12 protein-coding genes and 1 tRNA gene are annotated in these 15,988 nt (G+C 69.8%); 9 read left to right on the forward strand and 4 right to left on the reverse strand.

The window, feature by feature from the left end:
- Nucleotides 1–33: 33 nt before the first annotated feature.
- Nucleotides 34–957, reverse strand: coding sequence for a carbohydrate kinase family protein (locus tag ABOD76_RS12470; RefSeq protein WP_350245180.1), 924 nt, complete (start codon nucleotides 955–957; stop codon nucleotides 34–36).
- 79 nt (nucleotides 958–1,036) lie between these two features.
- Complete coding sequence (gene rsmA / locus ABOD76_RS12475; protein ID WP_350245181.1) at nucleotides 1,037–1,879, reverse strand: 16S rRNA (adenine(1518)-N(6)/adenine(1519)-N(6))-dimethyltransferase RsmA; 843 nt, start codon at nucleotides 1,877–1,879, stop codon at nucleotides 1,037–1,039.
- A 130-nt stretch (nucleotides 1,880–2,009) separates the two neighbouring features.
- Between rsmA and ABOD76_RS12480 the strand changes: the two genes are divergently transcribed.
- From ABOD76_RS12480 to ABOD76_RS12500, 5 genes are all read left to right on the forward strand, one after another.
- Nucleotides 2,010–2,831: a tetratricopeptide repeat protein gene (locus tag ABOD76_RS12480; protein ID WP_350245182.1), complete on the forward strand. Its 822-nt coding sequence runs from the start codon at nucleotides 2,010–2,012 to the stop codon at nucleotides 2,829–2,831.
- Nucleotides 2,832–2,833: 2 nt separating this feature from the next.
- Complete coding sequence (locus ABOD76_RS12485; protein WP_350245183.1) at nucleotides 2,834–3,607, forward strand: APH(3') family aminoglycoside O-phosphotransferase; 774 nt, start codon at nucleotides 2,834–2,836, stop codon at nucleotides 3,605–3,607.
- 106 nt (nucleotides 3,608–3,713) lie between these two features.
- Complete coding sequence (locus ABOD76_RS12490) at nucleotides 3,714–4,898, forward strand: L-dopachrome tautomerase-related protein (RefSeq protein ID WP_350245184.1); 1,185 nt, start codon at nucleotides 3,714–3,716, stop codon at nucleotides 4,896–4,898.
- Nucleotides 4,899–4,999: 101 nt separating this feature from the next.
- Complete coding sequence (locus tag ABOD76_RS12495; protein ID WP_350245185.1) at nucleotides 5,000–7,495, forward strand: S8 family peptidase; 2,496 nt, start codon at nucleotides 5,000–5,002, stop codon at nucleotides 7,493–7,495.
- Between the two features lie 119 nt (nucleotides 7,496–7,614).
- Nucleotides 7,615–7,699 (forward strand) — tRNA-Leu (locus tag ABOD76_RS12500).
- A gap of 85 nt (nucleotides 7,700–7,784) precedes the next feature.
- On the opposite strand, the gene ABOD76_RS12505 is transcribed toward ABOD76_RS12500, so the two are convergent.
- A complete protein-coding gene (locus tag ABOD76_RS12505) occupies nucleotides 7,785–8,675 on the reverse strand; it encodes a LysR family transcriptional regulator (protein ID WP_350245261.1) in 891 nt (296 codons plus the stop codon).
- Nucleotides 8,676–8,909: 234 nt separating this feature from the next.
- Here ABOD76_RS12505 and aceE point away from each other — a divergent pair, with 234 nt between their 5' ends.
- The 4 genes from aceE (at nucleotide 8,910) to ABOD76_RS12525 (ending at nucleotide 15,431) form a co-directional block, all read left to right on the forward strand.
- A complete protein-coding gene (aceE, locus tag ABOD76_RS12510) occupies nucleotides 8,910–11,633 on the forward strand; it encodes a pyruvate dehydrogenase (acetyl-transferring), homodimeric type (protein ID WP_350245186.1) in 2,724 nt (907 codons plus the stop codon).
- A 122-nt stretch (nucleotides 11,634–11,755) separates the two neighbouring features.
- Nucleotides 11,756–13,582: a dihydrolipoyllysine-residue acetyltransferase gene (gene aceF / locus ABOD76_RS12515; RefSeq protein WP_350245187.1), complete on the forward strand. Its 1,827-nt coding sequence runs from the start codon at nucleotides 11,756–11,758 to the stop codon at nucleotides 13,580–13,582.
- A gap of 191 nt (nucleotides 13,583–13,773) precedes the next feature.
- Complete coding sequence (locus ABOD76_RS12520; RefSeq protein WP_350245188.1) at nucleotides 13,774–14,850, forward strand: sensor histidine kinase; 1,077 nt, start codon at nucleotides 13,774–13,776, stop codon at nucleotides 14,848–14,850.
- Nucleotides 14,847–15,431 carry a response regulator transcription factor gene (locus ABOD76_RS12525; RefSeq protein WP_350245189.1) on the forward strand — a complete coding sequence of 195 codons (585 nt, stop codon included), beginning with the start codon at nucleotides 14,847–14,849 and terminating at the stop codon, nucleotides 15,429–15,431. The genes ABOD76_RS12520 and ABOD76_RS12525 overlap by 4 nt, the downstream gene beginning before the upstream one ends.
- A 51-nt stretch (nucleotides 15,432–15,482) precedes the next feature.
- On the opposite strand, the gene ABOD76_RS12530 is transcribed toward ABOD76_RS12525, so the two are convergent.
- Nucleotides 15,483–15,941: a hypothetical protein gene (locus ABOD76_RS12530; RefSeq protein WP_350245190.1), complete on the reverse strand. Its 459-nt coding sequence runs from the start codon at nucleotides 15,939–15,941 to the stop codon at nucleotides 15,483–15,485.
- Nucleotides 15,942–15,988 lie beyond the last annotated feature (47 nt).

Consider the following 15,988-nt stretch of genomic DNA (forward strand, 5'->3'; position numbering starts at 1 on the left):
AGGCGGCACGCGGGCAAGGCCTTCCCGCAGGGGCTACTGCAGCGCGGCGTCCAGGTCGGCGGTGGTGATGGGGCGGGTCTGGGCGCCCACGCTGGTGGCCGACAGCGCCCCGGCGGCGTTGGCGGCGCGCGCCGCCTGGGCCAGCGTGGCCCCGCTGAGCGCCGCGTGTGCCAGCACCGCCACGAAGATGTCGCCGGCCCCGGTGCTGTCCACCACCTCGTCGCCCAGCCGCACCGAGTCGATCAGGTCGGTCTCTTCCGGGGTCCAGACGATGCTGCCCATGGCCCCCACCTTCACCACGACCCGGCGCGCGCCCCGGCTGCCCAGGGTGGCCAGTGCGGTGCTGATGCTGCTGGTGCCGGTCAGGGCCAGCAGTTCGTGCTGGTTCAGCAGCAGGTAGTCAGCGTCCACCACGCTGTCCATCAGGCCGGTGCCGGCCGAGTTGACCGCGCCGGTACCCAGGTCCATGAAGATCGGCACCCCGGCCTTGCGCGCCAGCTGCATCGCCTTGAGGGTGTACTCGCGCTGCGGCCCGGAGATCAGGCTGTAGGCGCTCACGATCAGCGCGTCGGAGCTGTCGATGTCCTTCTTCTTCAGCTTGGCCGGGTCCAGCTGCCGATTGGCGGCGCCGTAGCCGATCATGGCCCGCTTGCCGTCGGGCGTCTGCATCAGGGTGATGGTGCTGGTCAGCAGCGTGTCGTCACGCTGCACGGCGCTCTCGCTGACGCCGCTGGCGCGCACGTTGCTCAGGGCGTACTCGGCAAAGGGATCGTTGCCGACCCGCGCGCCCAGCAGCACCGTATGGCCCAGGCGGCTCAGCGCCACGCTGATGGTGCCGCCCGCGCCGCCCGGTTGCATGCTGGCGCTGATGGGCGTCACCTCCTCGCCAGGGGCGGGGAGCTGGTCCAGATGGTACAGGTGGTCGACGGTCACGTCACCGATCACAAAAAACTTCAAGGTCTTCCCTCCGGGTCCGGCGCGTCCCGGAACCACTGTCCGGCCCCGGCCGACTGGGCCGGGCGACGCTGCCGAGCGCTCATCGCTTGGGCTCCATGCTAACACGGCCAGCCGAGAGCGCCATGTAGAGCGCGGTCATCTGCGCCAGCGGCACGTCCTCGGCCCGCTCCTGGCCGTTCAGACCCGCCGCCTGCAGCGCGGGGTCGAGCCGCTCGGGGTCCAGCCCGGCCATCCGCAGGTTGTTGCGCAGCGTTTTGCGGCGGTGATGCAGCGCCTGCTCCAGCAGCTGTACCAGCCCCGGCTCCGGCACCGCTCCGCTGAAGTCCAGCCGCACCACGCTGCTGGTCACGTCGGGGGCCGGAATGAAGGCGCCTTTCGGCACGTCGCGCACCAGCCGGGCCGAGCCGTGCAGGCTCACCAGCGCCGACAGGTAGCCGTAGCCGTCCTGCCCCGGCTGCGCCGAGAGCCGCTCGGCCACCTCACGCTGCACCAGCACGGTGGCCGAGACGATGCCCGGCGCGCGCATGAAACGGGTCAGCAGCGCGGTGCTGATGTAGTACGGCAGGTTGGCCACCACCCGGGTGCCGGGCGGGAGCGCGCTGTAGTCGTAATTCAGGGCGTCGCCCCACACCACCGTCACGTCCAGCCCGGCCAGCGTTTCCTCCAGCACCGGGCGCAGCCGCTCGTCTTTTTCCAAAGCCGTGACGTGCGCGCCGCGCTGGGCCATCTCGCGGGTCAGCACGCCCAGGCCCGGCCCCACCTCCAGCACGTTCACGCCGGCCTCCGCGCCGCCGGCCTCGGCGATCAGACGCAGAATGTTGCCGTCGATCAGAAAGTTCTGCCCCAGGCTCTTGGTGGGGCGCAGCTGATGGCGGTCCAGCAGTTCGCGGACCGTGCGGGGGGAGTACAGGGGAGCGTCCATAGGAGGAGGGCCGGCGCAGGCCAGCCGCCTCCTACCCTAGCGTCTCGGGGCCACGGCACCAAATGGCCCGCGTCTGCCTGAATGGTGCCGCAGGGACGGTGCCGCGCCCGCACGACTTTATACTCGCGGCATGACCGCCTCTCCGCCTTCCCCAGACGCCGCCCTGAACCTCGACTGGGGGCAGTACCTGCGGCAGCGTGAGTACCGGCGCGCCCTGGCCGCCGCCCGGCTGGGCCACGCGCCCGCCCCGGTGCAGACGGCGCTGGACGAGCTCTACACCCTGCAGGAGGCACTGCGCGCCCGGCGGCTGGCCGCAGCCCACCGCGCGCTGAGCGGCTACCGGACCGCCGTGGAGGGGCTGGAGCCCGCCGACCGCACCCCCTTTGCCGCCACCGTGCCGCTGGCGCCGCTGGAGGCCGGCTGGCAGGCGCTGGACGCCACCGACCGCCAGCAGATCAGCGACCCGGCAGTTCTGGAAACCCAGCTGCAGCCGGCCCTGGAGGAGGCGTTCACCCGGGCCGAGGCCATGAACGCCCTGGGGGTGCTGCACGCGCTGCTGGACCACAACGAGCAGGCCGAGGCGTGGTTCATGCAGGCGCTGGCACACGACCCCGGCCACTACCGGGCGCTGACCAACCGGGGCAACCTGGCGCTGGAACAGGGCAACGCGGTGGAAGCGGAGCGGCTGTACCGCGAGGCCATCCTGCTGAACGCCGAGTATGCCGGGGCGCACCACAACCTGGGCGTCGCGCTGCGCCGCCAGAACCGCATGCACGAGTCGGTGCGCGCCATCCGGGCCGGGCAGCGGCTGAGCATGCGCCACCATCGCCAGCGCGACGACGACGAACTGCGCTCCAACCCCGGCACCCAGCGCACGGTGCAGCTGGTGCGGCTGGCCCTGGTGGTGCTGGCGGTGCTGGTGCTGCTGTGGGTGGTGCGGGGCGGGCTGTAGCGGTGGACCGCCTGCCGGAGCTGCCGGACACGCTGCGCCGGGTGGTGCCGGCCGCCCGCTGGGAGCCGGTCACCGACGGGATGTCGGGGGCGGGGGTGTGGCGCTCACAGCGCTACGTGCTGAAGGTGATGCCCCGGCGGGCGCTGCAGCGGCCACTTCAGGAGGAGCAGGCCCGGCTGCGCTGGCTGGCCGGGCGGGTGCCGGTGCCGCAGGTGGTGGGATACGAGCTGACCCCCGACCGCGAATTCCTGGCCATGACCCGGCTGCCGGGCGTGCCGATGCACCACCCCGACGCGCTGCTGCACCCGGAGCGGGTGGCGACCCTGCTGGCCCGCGCCCTGCGGGAACTGCACGCCCTGCCGGTGCGCGACTGTCCCTTCACCATGACGCTGGCCGTCATGCTGCGGCTGGCCCGGGAGCGGGTGGAGGCGGGGCTGGTGGACGTGACCGACTTCGACCCGGAGCGGCAGGGGAGAGGGGCGGCCTGGGTGCTGGAGGAACTGCGCCGCACCCGCCCCCCGCACGAGGACCTCGTGGTCACGCACGGTGACGCGTGTCTGCCCAACGTGCTGATGGCCGGCGAGTATGTGGAAGGCTTCGTGGACGTGGGCCGCGCCGGACTGGCCGACCGCCACGCCGATCTGGCGCTGGCCGAGCGCAGCCTGCGCCACAACATCGGCCCGGAGGCGGCCGCGCTGTTTCTGGACACCTACGGCCGCTCCTTCGTCGACCCGGCGCGGCTGACGTATTACCGCCTGCTGGACGAGCTGTTCTGAAAGGTGGACTCTTCCTTCAGGTCGGCTCCGGTTCCGCTAACGTCCGGCTCAACTGGCCTGAAGTGGGCTGGAGGTGCAGGCTCACCTGAGCGGGAAAGGGTGAGACATGCCAAGCCGCCTGCCCGTCCCACTCCGCCTGACCCTCGCCACCCTCGCCCTGATGACGGCCCCGGCGCTGTCTGCCGCTCCCGCGCCCCGCTCGCTGCCGGCCGCCAAGGTGCAGGTGGGCGCGCCACTGGAGCTGGTGCACGCCTTCTACGGCCACATGCCGGTGGGCGTGGCGGTCAACAGCCAGGGCCGCATCTTCATCTCGTATCCGCGCTGGGAGGACCCGGTGCCGTTCAGCATCGCGGAGCTGAAGGACGGGCGCGAGGTGCCGTACCCCAGCGGGGTCATGAACAGCCAGACGGTGCCGCTGAACGTGGACCGCTTCGTCGGCGTGCAGGGGCTGGTGGTGGACGCCCGCGACCGGCTATGGGTGCTGGACACCGGCACCGTCAACCTCGGCCCGATCCTGGGGCAGCAGGCGCCGAAGCTGGTGGGCATCGACACCCGCACCAACCGAGTGGTGCGCACCATCCGCTTCCCGGCCAACGTGGTGCTGCCCAGCACCTACCTCAACGACCTGCGCATTGACCTGGGGCAGGGCCAGGACGGGGTGGCCTACATCACCGACTCGGGCGCGAAATCGGGCGGCGGCATCATCGTGGTGGACCTGGCCAGCGGGCAGAGCGTGCGGCGGCTGACCGGCGACCGCAGCGTGAAGGCCACCCCGCAGTTCGTGCCGTTCACTGACGGGGCCGCGCTGTTCCAGCGGCCCAAAGGCGGGCCGGCCAAGTACGTGGCGCTCAACAGTGACGGCATCGCCATCAGCCCGGACGGGGCCACGCTGTACTACACGCCGCTGGCCTCACGCCGGCTGTACGCGGTGCCCACGGTGGCCCTGCGCGACCGCAGCGTCACCGACGCGCAGTTGAGCGCGCAGGTGAAGGACCTGGGCGAGAAGGGCGTGTCGGACGGGCTGGGCGAGGACACCCTGGGGCGCATCTACACCACCAACTTCGAACAGAACGCCATCTTCCGCCGCGCGCCGGACGGCACCTTCGACACGGTGGTGCGCGACCCGCGCCTGATCTGGCCCGACACGCTGGCCCTCCACGGCGGGTACCTGTACATCCTTTCGGATCAATTGAACCGTCAGGGGGGGTACCACTGGGGAAGAGATCAGCGCGTGAAACCCTACGCCCTCTACCGGGTGCGGGTGCAGGCCAGTCCGGTGCTGCTGAAGTGAGGGCCGGGCCGCCCCAGGTCCTGATGCCCAGCTGACGCCTTCTTAAGCGTTCCTCAGGCTTCCTTCAGGGCCGGTCATGGGGTGGGCGCTACGCTGCCCGCATGAGAAACAGAGCGATTGTGATGCTGGGGCTGGCCCTCTCAGTGGCCGGTCTGGGCGCCGCCGATGCAGGCCGCCTGGACCCCAGCATTCTGAAGAAAGCCCAGAGCGGCTCCACCGCCCCGGTCGGGGTGATCGTGCGCTTCAAGCTGGCCAACGATGCCCGGGGCCGCACCGCCTTCAAGAACCTGCGCCAGCAGCTGCAGGGCGCCATCGACAAGCTGGGGCCGTCCGCCGGCTTCGTGCGCAGCGCCATTCAGCAGTCGGGCGCGGAGCTGTGGCTGGACCAGTCGGTGTTCCTGAAGATGACGCCCGGCCAGGCGCGGCTGCTCGCCACCCTGCCGATCGTGGACGAGATCTTCGAGAACTTCCGGGTGCAGGTGCCGCGCGCCGCCGCGCTCAGCGCGTCCTCGGCGCCGGCCGGCACGCCCTGGCACCTGCAGAAGGTGGGCGCGCCGCAGGCCTGGGCCGCCGGGTTCCGGGGCCAGGGGGTCCGTATCGGGCACCTGGACACCGGCATTGACGCGAACAGCCCGGAGCTGGCCGGCAAGATCGCCGCCTACGCCGAGTTCAACGCCGACGGCGACCGGGTGCAGGGCAGCAGCCCGCACGACACCGAGCAGCACGGCACCCACACCGCCGGGCTGCTGGTGGGCAAGACGGTGGGCGTGGCGCCGGACGCCAAGGTGATCAGCGCGCTGGTGCTGCCGAACTCGGAAGGCACCTTCGCCCAGGTGATCGCCGGCATGCAGTGGGTGCTGGACCCGGACAACAACGCCGACACCAACGACGGGGCCAACGTGGTCAGCATGTCGCTGGGCCTGCAGGGCACCTACCAGGAGTTCGTGACCCCGGTGCAGAACATGATCAAGGCCGGCGTGGTGCCGGTGTTCGCCATCGGCAACTTCGGGCCGAACCCCGGCAGCACCGGCAGCCCCGGCAACATTCCGGACGTGATCGGCGTGGGCGCGGTGGACCAGGGCGGCAGCGTGGCCAGCTTCAGCTCGCGCGGGCCGGTCAACTGGACCGGCGCCTACAGCGGCACCTTCGTGAAGCCGGACGTGGTGGCCCCTGGCGTGGACATCACCAGCAGCTACCCGGGCGGCGGCTACGGCTCGCGCAGCGGCACCTCGCAGGCCGCGCCGATCGCGGCGGGCGCGGTGGCCGTGATGCTCAGCGCCAAGCCGGGCAGCAGCCTGGACAGCATCAAGAACGCGCTGTACCAGAGCGCCTCCAACGGCGGCCAGAAGAACAACACCAGCGGCTACGGCCTGATCAGCCTGCCCGGAGCGCTGGCCAAGCTGGGCGTGAGCACCAGCACCGGCAGCACCCCGCCCGCCCCGACGCCTGCACCGCAGCCTCAGCCCGCGCCCCAACCCCAGCCCCAGCCGGCCCCCGCTCCAGCGCCGCAGCCGGCCACCCGGCCGACCGGCCCCAGCGGATACGACTTCTGCGCGGTGGGCGGCGGCAAGTGCGACTTCTCCGGCACCAAACTGCTGGCGTACGGGGCCAACGGCAAGTACAACTACAGCACCCGCACGAATGGCGTGAACTGCAACAACGCGACCCTGGGCGACCCGATCGTGGGCACCCCCAAGGCCTGCTTCATCAAGGACCCGCCGGCCCAGCAGCCAGCGCCCGCTCCCACCCCCGCGCCGCCCGCCGCCGGCAACGGCAGCAAGCCGACCATCCTGCTGGTGGACGACGACAAGGGGCAGGGGGCCGATGTGACGGCCGCCCTGCGTGACGCGGTCAAGAGCAACGCAGCGCCCGGCGGGGCCTTCGTGTGGGACCGGGGCGCCCGGGGCGTGCTGCCACTCTCGGAACTGCAGCGTTACGACGTGGTGATCTGGGCCAGCGGCGAGCAGTACGAGAACACCATCGAGCCGGCCGACCAGGCGGTGCTGCAGCAGTACCTGGCGGCAGGTGGCCGCCTGATCGTGACCGGTCAGGACATCGGCTACGACATCGGGGACAGCAGCTTCTACCAGGGCACCCTCAAGACCCGGCTGGTGGCCGACTCCTCCGGCACCAGCAAGTTCGTGACCAGCGGGGCGCTCGGCAACGTGGCCTACACCCTCAACGCCCAGGGCAGCGCCATGAACCAGTACTACCCGGACGTGATCAGCAACATCGGCAGCAGCGTGGTGGCCGGCACCTGGGGCTCGGCGGGCGCCACCGCCGGCACCATCACCGCCCAGTCGATTCGGGTGGACCAGAACGACACCCGTACCCGCCAGAAGGTCACCGACGTGCGCGGCCTGGTCACGGACTTCGCCCAGAACGTGATCGGCAGCATCCTGACCCAGGCGCTGGGCGGCCAGAAGACCCAGCAGCCGAAGGTCAAGGCGCAGTTTGCCAGCGAGGAGGCCGGAGCGATCGTGCTGAACGACGCCGGCAAGTACCGCACCATCACCATGGGCTTCGGCCTGGAGGGCCTGACGCCCACTTCCAGGGCGTCGCTGCTCAAGAGCAGCCTCGACTGGCTGACGCGCTGAACCGCACAGCAGGACGGCCCGGGGAGCACCCTCGGGCCGTCCTGCTGTGCGGTGGACTGGTTTGCACCACAGCGCTTGACAACCTGGGGACCCTCGTATAATCTAGCGGAGCCCTGGGCGCCGAGGTGGCGGAATTGGTAGACGCACTAGTTTCAGGGACTAGCGCCGCGAGGCGTGTGGGTTCAAGTCCCATCTTCGGCACCACACAAAAAGTCCAGCTCCGGCTGGGCTTTTTTGTTGTCTGGCGAGCGGGGCCACCGGGGAGCTGTGTTCCCGGTGGCCCCGCTCGCTAGGTTGGCCCGGCGGCCAGCACTTCCCGGGCCACCTCCAGAAAGGCCGTGACCACCGGGCTGTGGCCTTCGCGTGGCCAGACAGCCACGATGTCCACGGTTGGGGCGTCCTGCAGCGGCCGGTAGCTGACGCCCGGCAGGCTGACCCGCTCAAAGAAGCGGATCGGCAGGAAGACGCCCAGCCCGGCCGCCACCAGACTCAGCAGGGTAGGCACCTCGATGGCCTCCTGCACGATGCGGGGCGTAAATCCGGAGGCCGCGCACCAGCGCATCACCTGATCGAAGTAGGTGGCCCGCACCGCCCGTGGGAAGAACACGAACGGCTCGTCCTTGAGGTCCGCGATGTGCAGGCGGCGCCGGCGGGTCAGCGGATGCGAGCTCGGCAGCGCCACCACCAGCTCCTGGCGCCACAGCGCCTCGGTCTGCAGGCCCGGGTCGCGGACCGGCAGCAGCATCAGCCCCACGTCAATGCTGCCGGCCCGCAGCGCCGCCTCCTGCTCCTGGGCGGTCAGTTCCTGCAGGTCCACCGCCACGTGCGGGTACAGTTCGCGGTAGCGCCGCACGATGTCCGGCAGGCCTCCAAACGCCAGCCCGCTGACGAAGCCGATGCCCAGGCGGCCCACCTCGCCGCGCGCCGCCTGCCGTGCCCGCTCCACGCCGCGCCCCAGCTCCGAGAGCGTGGCCCGGGCCACTTCCAGAAACGCCTCGCCGGCCGGGGTCAGCTGCACGCGCCGGGTGGTCCGTCGCACCAGCGGCACGCCCACCTCCTCCTCCAGGCTGCGGATGCTGCTGCTCATGGCCTGCTGCACCACGTACACCCGCTCGGCAGCCCGCCCGAAGTGGCCCTCCTCCGCGAGCGCCACGAAGTGCCGCAGGTGCCGGAGTTCAATGCTCATGATGCGGGCGGCGGTCGAACCGGATGCCGTCTGAACGTGGAGTCATGCCCTCAGTCTGCCGCATTGACCACCGGCAGCGGTGAATCGGACAGCTTTTCCTTGTTGGCGCCGGCCAATCTGCGGCCTAGACTACAGGCAAACTGCCTAAAACCGTCTTGAGCCGATGCGGACGGCACGCCGAAGGAGTGGGGTCAAGATGGAACAGATTGCAGCACAAGGGGGAAGGCCATGACCAAAACACCGGAAAAACCCAGCACACCCAGAACGAGGCTGCCGATCCAGGAGCGCCAGAAGCTGAACGAGCTGGAAACGCAGGAATGGTTGGACTCGCTGGCCTTCGTGATGGCCGACGCCGGCGACGAGCGGGCTGCGCGGCTGCTGGAGGACCTGGATCACTACGCCTACTTCCACGGCGCGCCGATTCAGTTCAAGCAGAACACCCCCTACATCAACACCATTGATGTGGAGGCGCAGCCCGAGTACCCCGGCGACGTGGAGCTGGAGCGCAAGATCCGCAACATCGTGCGCTGGAACGCCGTGGCGATGGTGGTCAAGGCCAACAAGGCCAGCGACGGCATCGGCGGCCACCTCGCCACCTACGCCTCCAGCGCCGAGCTGCTGGAAGTGGGCTTCAACCACTTCTTCCGGGGACACGGCGCGGGCGAGAGCCGCGACCTGGTGTTCTTCCAGGGCCACGCCAGCCCCGGCGTGTACTCGCGCAGCTTCCTGGAGGGCCGCTTCGACGCCGCCACCCTGGACCGCTTCCGCCGCGAGCTGAGCCCGGAGGGTCCGGGCCTGTCCAGCTACCCGCACCCCTGGCTGATGCCCGACTACTGGGAGTTCCCCACCGTCAGCATGGGCCTGGGCCCGATCCAGGCGATCTATCAGGCGCGTTTTATCAAGTACCTGGAGAACCGGGGCCTCAAGCCGAAGGGCGACAGCAAGGTCTGGGCCTTCCTGGGTGACGGTGAGATGGACGAGCCGCAGAGCATCGGGGCGCTGCGGTTTGCCGCCTACGAGAACCTCGACAACATCGTGTTCGTGCTGAACGCCAACCTGCAGCGCCTGGACGGGCCGGTGCGTGCGAACAGCAAGGTGATCCAGGAGTTCGAGGCGCTGTTCCGAGGCGCCGGCTGGAACGTCATCAAGGTGGTGTGGGACACCAAGTGGGACGAGCTGCTCAGCAAGGACTACAACGGCGCCATCGTCAAGCGCTTCGAGCTGCTGGTGGACGGGGAGTCGCAGCGCTACGCGGCCTTCGGCGGCAAGGAGCTGCGCGAGAAGTTCTTCAACACGCCGGAACTGCAGGCGCTGATTGAGGGCTGGTCCGACGCCGATCTGGAGCTGCTGAACCGCGGCGGCCACGACGTGCACAAGGTGTACGCCGCCTACGAGAGCGCCACGCGGCACCAGGGCAGCCCCACCGTGATCATCGCTCGGACCGTCAAGGGCTACGCGCTGGGCGAGAGCGCTCAGGGCCGCAACGTGGCCCACCAGGTCAAGAAGCTGGACTTCCACGCCCTTAAGGACCTGCGCACCTTCTTGGAGCTGCCGCTGACCGACGATCAGGTGGAGCACCTGGAGTACTACCACCCCGGCGCCGACAGCCCGGAAGTGAAGTACGCGCTGGAGCGGCGGGAAGCCCTGGGCGGCTTCGTGCCCGCGCGGGTCGTGAACTACCCGGTGCCGGAGGTGCCGGGCGCGGAGTTCTACGAGGAGTACGCCCGCGGCAGCGGCGAGCGGCAGGTCAGCACCACCATGGCGATGGTGCAGGTGCTGAGCAAGCTGCTGCGCGACAAGAACATCGGCAAGTACGTGGTGCCGATCGTGCCGGACGAGGCCCGGACCTTCGGCATGGACGCGCTGGTGCCGCGCATCGGCATCTACAGCCCGCGCGGCCAGACCTACACCCCGGTGGACAGCGGCTCGCTGATGGCCTACAAGGAAGCCAAGGACGGCCAGATGCTGGAGGAAGGCATCACCGAGGACGGCGCGATGGCCAGCTTCATCGCGGCCGGCACCGCCTACGCGGTCCACGGCGTGCCCACCATTCCCTTCTACGTGTACTACAGCATGTTCGGCATGCAGCGCATCGGGGACCTGGTGTGGGCCGCCGCCGATCAGCGCACCAAGGGCTTCCTGGTGGGGGCCACCGCCGGCCGCACCACCCTGGCGGGCGAGGGGCTGCAGCACCAGGACGGCAACTCGATGCTGCAGGCGTACGTGGTCCCGAACCTGCGCGTCTATGACCCGGCCTTCGCCTACGAGATCGCGGTGATCGTGGAGGAGGGCATCCGCGAGATGTACGTGGACGGCAAGGACGTCTTCTACTACATCACCGTCGAGAACGAGAACTACGTGCAGCTGCCGATGCCGCAGGAGAACCGCGAGGCGGTGGTGCAGGGCATCCTGAAGGGCCTGTACCGCCTGAAGCGCAGCGAGAAGGGCGGCAAGCTGCAGGCGCAGATCCTGGCCAGCGGTCCCAGCATGGTGGCGGCCCAGGAAGCGGTGACGCTGCTGGAAGGCTACGGGGTGGCCGCCGACCTGTGGAGCGTGACCAGCTACAAGGCGCTGCACCAGGACGCGCTGGAGGTGCAGCGCGAGAACATGCTGCACCCGCTGGCGGAGCCCAAGACCAGCTACGTGGCGCAGCAGCTGAGCCGGGAGAACGCGCCCGGCGTGCTGATCAGCGTCTCGGACTACGTCAAGCTGGGGGCCGACGGCCTGAACGGTCACCTGGACCGCAAGCTCTGGACCCTCGGCACCGACGGCTTCGGCCGCAGCGAGGCGCGTGAGGAGCTGCGCGACTTCTTCGAGGTGGACGCCAAGCACATCGTGGTCATGACGCTCTACGCCCTGCTGCGCGACAAGAAGATCAAGCCGGACGTGGTCCAGAAGGCCCTGACCGACTTCGGGATCGATCCGGAGCGTCTGAGCCCGGTCCAGCGCTGACGGGAGGGCGGCCTCTGGCCTGCCCGCCCCTCGGCCCGGTTGACACGTCATTTCATCCGAAGTCCCCGCTGCTCCCCGGTCGCTGACCGGACGACAGCCGGACGTTTTCAAAGGAGTACCGCATGGCACAGGACGTCAAGCTCCCCGAAGTGGGCGACAACATCGAACAGGGCACGGTGGTGACGGTGCTGGTGAAGCCCGGCGACAGCATCACCGAGGGCCAGGCCATCATCGAGATCGAGACCGACAAGGCCGTCGTTGAGGTGCCGAGCAGCAGCGCCGGGACCGTGGCGGAAGTGCGCGTCAAGGAGGGCGACACGGTGCCGGTGGGCGGCGTGATCCTGACGCTGGGCGAGGGCGGCGGTGCAGCAGCCCCGGCGGGCGACACTGCGGTGCCGATGCGGCAGACCGAGCCGGACAGCAACCTGGCCGAACCGGACAGCAGCACCACTGCCGATACCGGCACCGCAGGCCGGGTGGCCCAGGCACAGCAGCAGAGCCAGAAGGAGCAGGCCGAGCCGGCGGCCAGCACACCCGCTGCTCCTGCACCGACCGCCAGCGCCGGAGCCGAGGTGACGCTGCCTGAAGTAGGCGACAACGTGGAGCAGGGCACGGTGGTAACGGTGCTGGTCAAGCCGGGCGACAGCATCACCGAGGGCCAGGCCATCATTGAGATCGAGACCGACAAGGCCGTTGTTGAGGTGCCGAGCAGCGGCGCCGGGACGGTGGCGGAGGTGCGGGTCAAGGAGGGCGACACCGTCAAGGTGGGCGGCGTCATCCTGACGCTGCAGGGGGGGGCGGCCACGCCCGCGTCCAGCCCGGCCACCGCTCCGGCGACCCCCACCGGCCCGGCTCCGGCCCAGCCGGCCACGCCCGCCCCCTCACCCACCGAGGTGGGGAGCGCGCCGCTGCCGAGCGGCGCCCAGGTGGGTGGCGAGCAGCCAGCCGCGCAGTTCCCGAAGGCACCCGGCACCTACAACACCCAGACCTATGACGGACGGGTGGTCGTGCATGCCGCGCCCAGCGTGCGGCGGCTGGCGCGTGAGCTGGGCGTGGACCTGCTGAACGTTCACGGCAGCGGCATCGCCGGACGCATCAGTGAGGCGGACGTGCGGGGCGGCGGTCAGGTGCCCCAGCCGCAGGCCCAGCCGGCTCCGACTCCAGCGGCTCAGGCCCCGGCGGCCCAGCCCGCAGCCGCTCCGGTTGCCGCTCCCCAGGCGGCCAAGCTCCCCGATTTCGCCAAGTGGGGCACCATCCGCGCCGAGGACATGAGCGGCATCCGCAAGGCGACGGTCCGCAGCATGACCCAGGCCTGGACCACCATCCCGATGGTCACCCACTTCGACAAGGCCGACGTGACCCGCATGGAGGAGGTCCGCAAGGCCTTCGGGGCGCGGGTCGAGAAGGCGGGTGGCAAGCTCACCATGACCGTCATCCTGATGAAGGTGGTGGCCAACGCGCTGCGGAAGTTCCCCAAGTTCGGGGCCAGCCTGGACCTCACCAACAATCAGGTGATCTACAAGGACTACGTGCACATCGGCGTGGCGGTGGACACGCCCAACGGCCTGCTGGTGCCGGTGATGCGCGACGTGGACCGCAAGAGCATCACCGAGCTGGCCGTCGAGATCGGCGAGATCGCCGGCAAGGCGCGTGACCGCAAGCTGAAGCCCGACGAGATGCAGGGCGCCACCTTCAGCATCAGCAACCTGGGCGGCATCGGCGGCCACGCCTTCACCCCGATCGTGAACCCGCCGGAAGTGGCGATCCTGGGCGTCAGCCGGGGCGGCTTCGAGCCGGTCTGGAACCGCGAGACGGGCAGCTTCGAGCCGCGCAACATGCTGCCGCTCAGCCTGACCTACGACCACCGGCTGATTGACGGGGCCGACGCCGCCCGCTTCGTGCGCTTCATCTGTGAGGCGCTGGAAGATCCCTTCCTGATCAGCCTGTAAGTGTCCTGACTGCAGCTGCGGCCCGTCTGGTTCAACAGACGGGCCGCAGCTCTTTGCCTCATCATGCATTTTGCCGGATCTGCACTGGGCGCTGGTTTTTCGGATTTGTTTCGGAGCCACCCTCCCCCCACCCCCGAAGTCTGAGAGCTGTGTGGGTTTTGTCAGAGGGGGGTCCGTACACTTGCCGCAGGATGACGGTGAGACGGCGGTGGAATACCTTGCGTGCGCAGTTCACGCTGGTGGTCTTTCTGCTCGCCTTCATCCCCAACGCCGCGCTGACCCTCAGCGCGGGCCGGAGCCTGGGGCTGTTCGGCGGCGCCGTGCCGCTGGCGTTGTGGCTGCTGCTGGTGGCCGTGCTGAGCGCTGCGGTGGGCTGGATCCTGTCGGCCACCATGCTGCGCCCACTGCTGCGGCTGGAGAGCGAGCTGGAAAGTGCGACCTTCGACGCGCAGGCGCCGGCCGGCGCCCATTCGGACGATCCCAGCGAGATCGTGGCGCTGCGGCAGGCGTTCTCGCAGCTGCTGCGGGGGCTGCACACCGAGCAGCAGCGGCGCGGAGCCTTCATGGCCACCCTGGTCCATGACCTCAAGACCCCGCTGATCGCCACCGGCCACCTGATCCGCACGCTGGCACACCGGCCGCTGCCGGAGCTGGAGCGGCACGCGCTGGGCGACCACCTGCTCACCGAGAACCAGCGGTTGCTGGGGCTGGTGCAGCAGATGGCCGACGCCCACCGCTACGAGCGCGAGGACGTGCACCTGAACCGGGCGCCCACCGACCTGAACGCCCTGATGGAGCGGGTGGCGGCCCGGCTGCAGAGTCAGGCGGAACTGCGCGGTATCCGGCTGACGGTGGCGCCGCAGGGCCACTGGGACGCGGAGGTGGACGCCGCCGTGCTGGAACGTGCCCTGGCCAACCTGACCGACAACGCCCTGCGCTACGCCCGCCGGCAGGTGACGCTGCGGGCCGGACCGGCGGGCCTGTCGGTGCTGGATGACGGACCGGGGCTGGCCTCCAGCATCGAGTCGCTGGCCCAGCCGTTCAACGCCCAACCGGTGGAGATTGCCGGTCAGCATTACACCGCCGGAACCGCCGGTCTGGGCCTGTACATCGTGCGCCGTGTGGCCGAGGCGCACGGAGGAAGTCTGCTCTATACCCGTGAAGCCGATCAGACCGTGATGACGCTTCATCTTCCAAGTGCTGTACCGTCCGCTGCCCCTCACACCCCCTCGCCGTCCGAGCACATTCCTCCGGAGGTACACCCGTGAAACTAGTCATTGCCGATGATCATCCGCTCTTCCTGATGGGCCTGGGGTACGCGCTGCGCGATCAGGGCTTCGAGGTCGTGGCTCAGGCCAGCGACGGCACCCAGGCGCTGGAAGCCTGCCTGCGTCACCGCCCGGATGCCGCGCTGCTGGACATCAAGATGCCGGGTCTGACCGGCATCGAGGTGTGCGCCCGCCTCAAGCAGGAGGCGCCCGGCATCGTGTGCGTGCTGATCACCACCTTCGCGGAGCCGGCCATCGTGCAGGCGGCGCGCGACGCTGGTGCGCGCGGCTACGTCAGCAAGGAGACGCCGCCGGAGGAGCTGGCCCGTCAGCTGCGCGACATCGTGGCGCGCCCGGACATCAACCGGCTGCCGCAGGTGAGCGTGCCGCGCCTGACGCCCCGCGAGTCGGACGTGCTGCCGCTGCTGGCGCAGGGGTACAGCAACAAAGAGATCGCCCGCAGCCTGGGCGTCAGCCCCGACACCATCAAGGACCACCTGGCCCGGCTGTACACCAAGCTGGACGCCGGCGACCGCACCCAGGCGGTCAGCCGCGCCCGCACCCTCGGCCTGATCGCCTGAAGCGCAGGACCAGTGTTTCGGCCGCCCGCATCTGCCGGGCGGCCTTTTTGGTTACTGCTTGACCGGGCTCTTGCTCAGGTCGGCGCACAGCGGCACGGTGGCCAGGCTGGCCGCCTCGTGGATGTTGATGTACTTGGCGCTGCTCAGGGCCGAGGTGGTGTCCAGGCCCTTGAGGGTCAGGGTGCCGCCCGCGTCCGACTGCACCGCTTCGCCACCGATCATGCCGTCCACGATAGGACCGGCAGATCTGCAGGGGTCGGTGCTGGCGGTGCCCACCGCGTGGTAGTGCGCCACATAGGCGGTACTGGGCAGCAGGCCGCTGGCAATCAGCACCGTGCCGGTGTCGTTGGTGCTGAACTGGGTCACGGTGGCAGTCCCGGCCGCCTTGGAGTAGCTGGCCAGCCCCATGTTGGCAAAGGCGTAGGTCTTGGCGCTGCCCACCACCGCCGCCCGGTTGCACGAAGCGAGCGCCAGCACCCCCAGCGCACCGACCATCAACAGTTTCTGCATGTGCCGCCTCCTGGGTGTGAACCGCAGAAATGGTAACACGCAAGGGC

Origin of the sequence: Deinococcus sonorensis KR-87 (genome assembly GCF_040256395.1) — a bacterium.
Classification (GTDB): domain Bacteria; phylum Deinococcota; class Deinococci; order Deinococcales; family Deinococcaceae; genus Deinococcus; species Deinococcus sonorensis.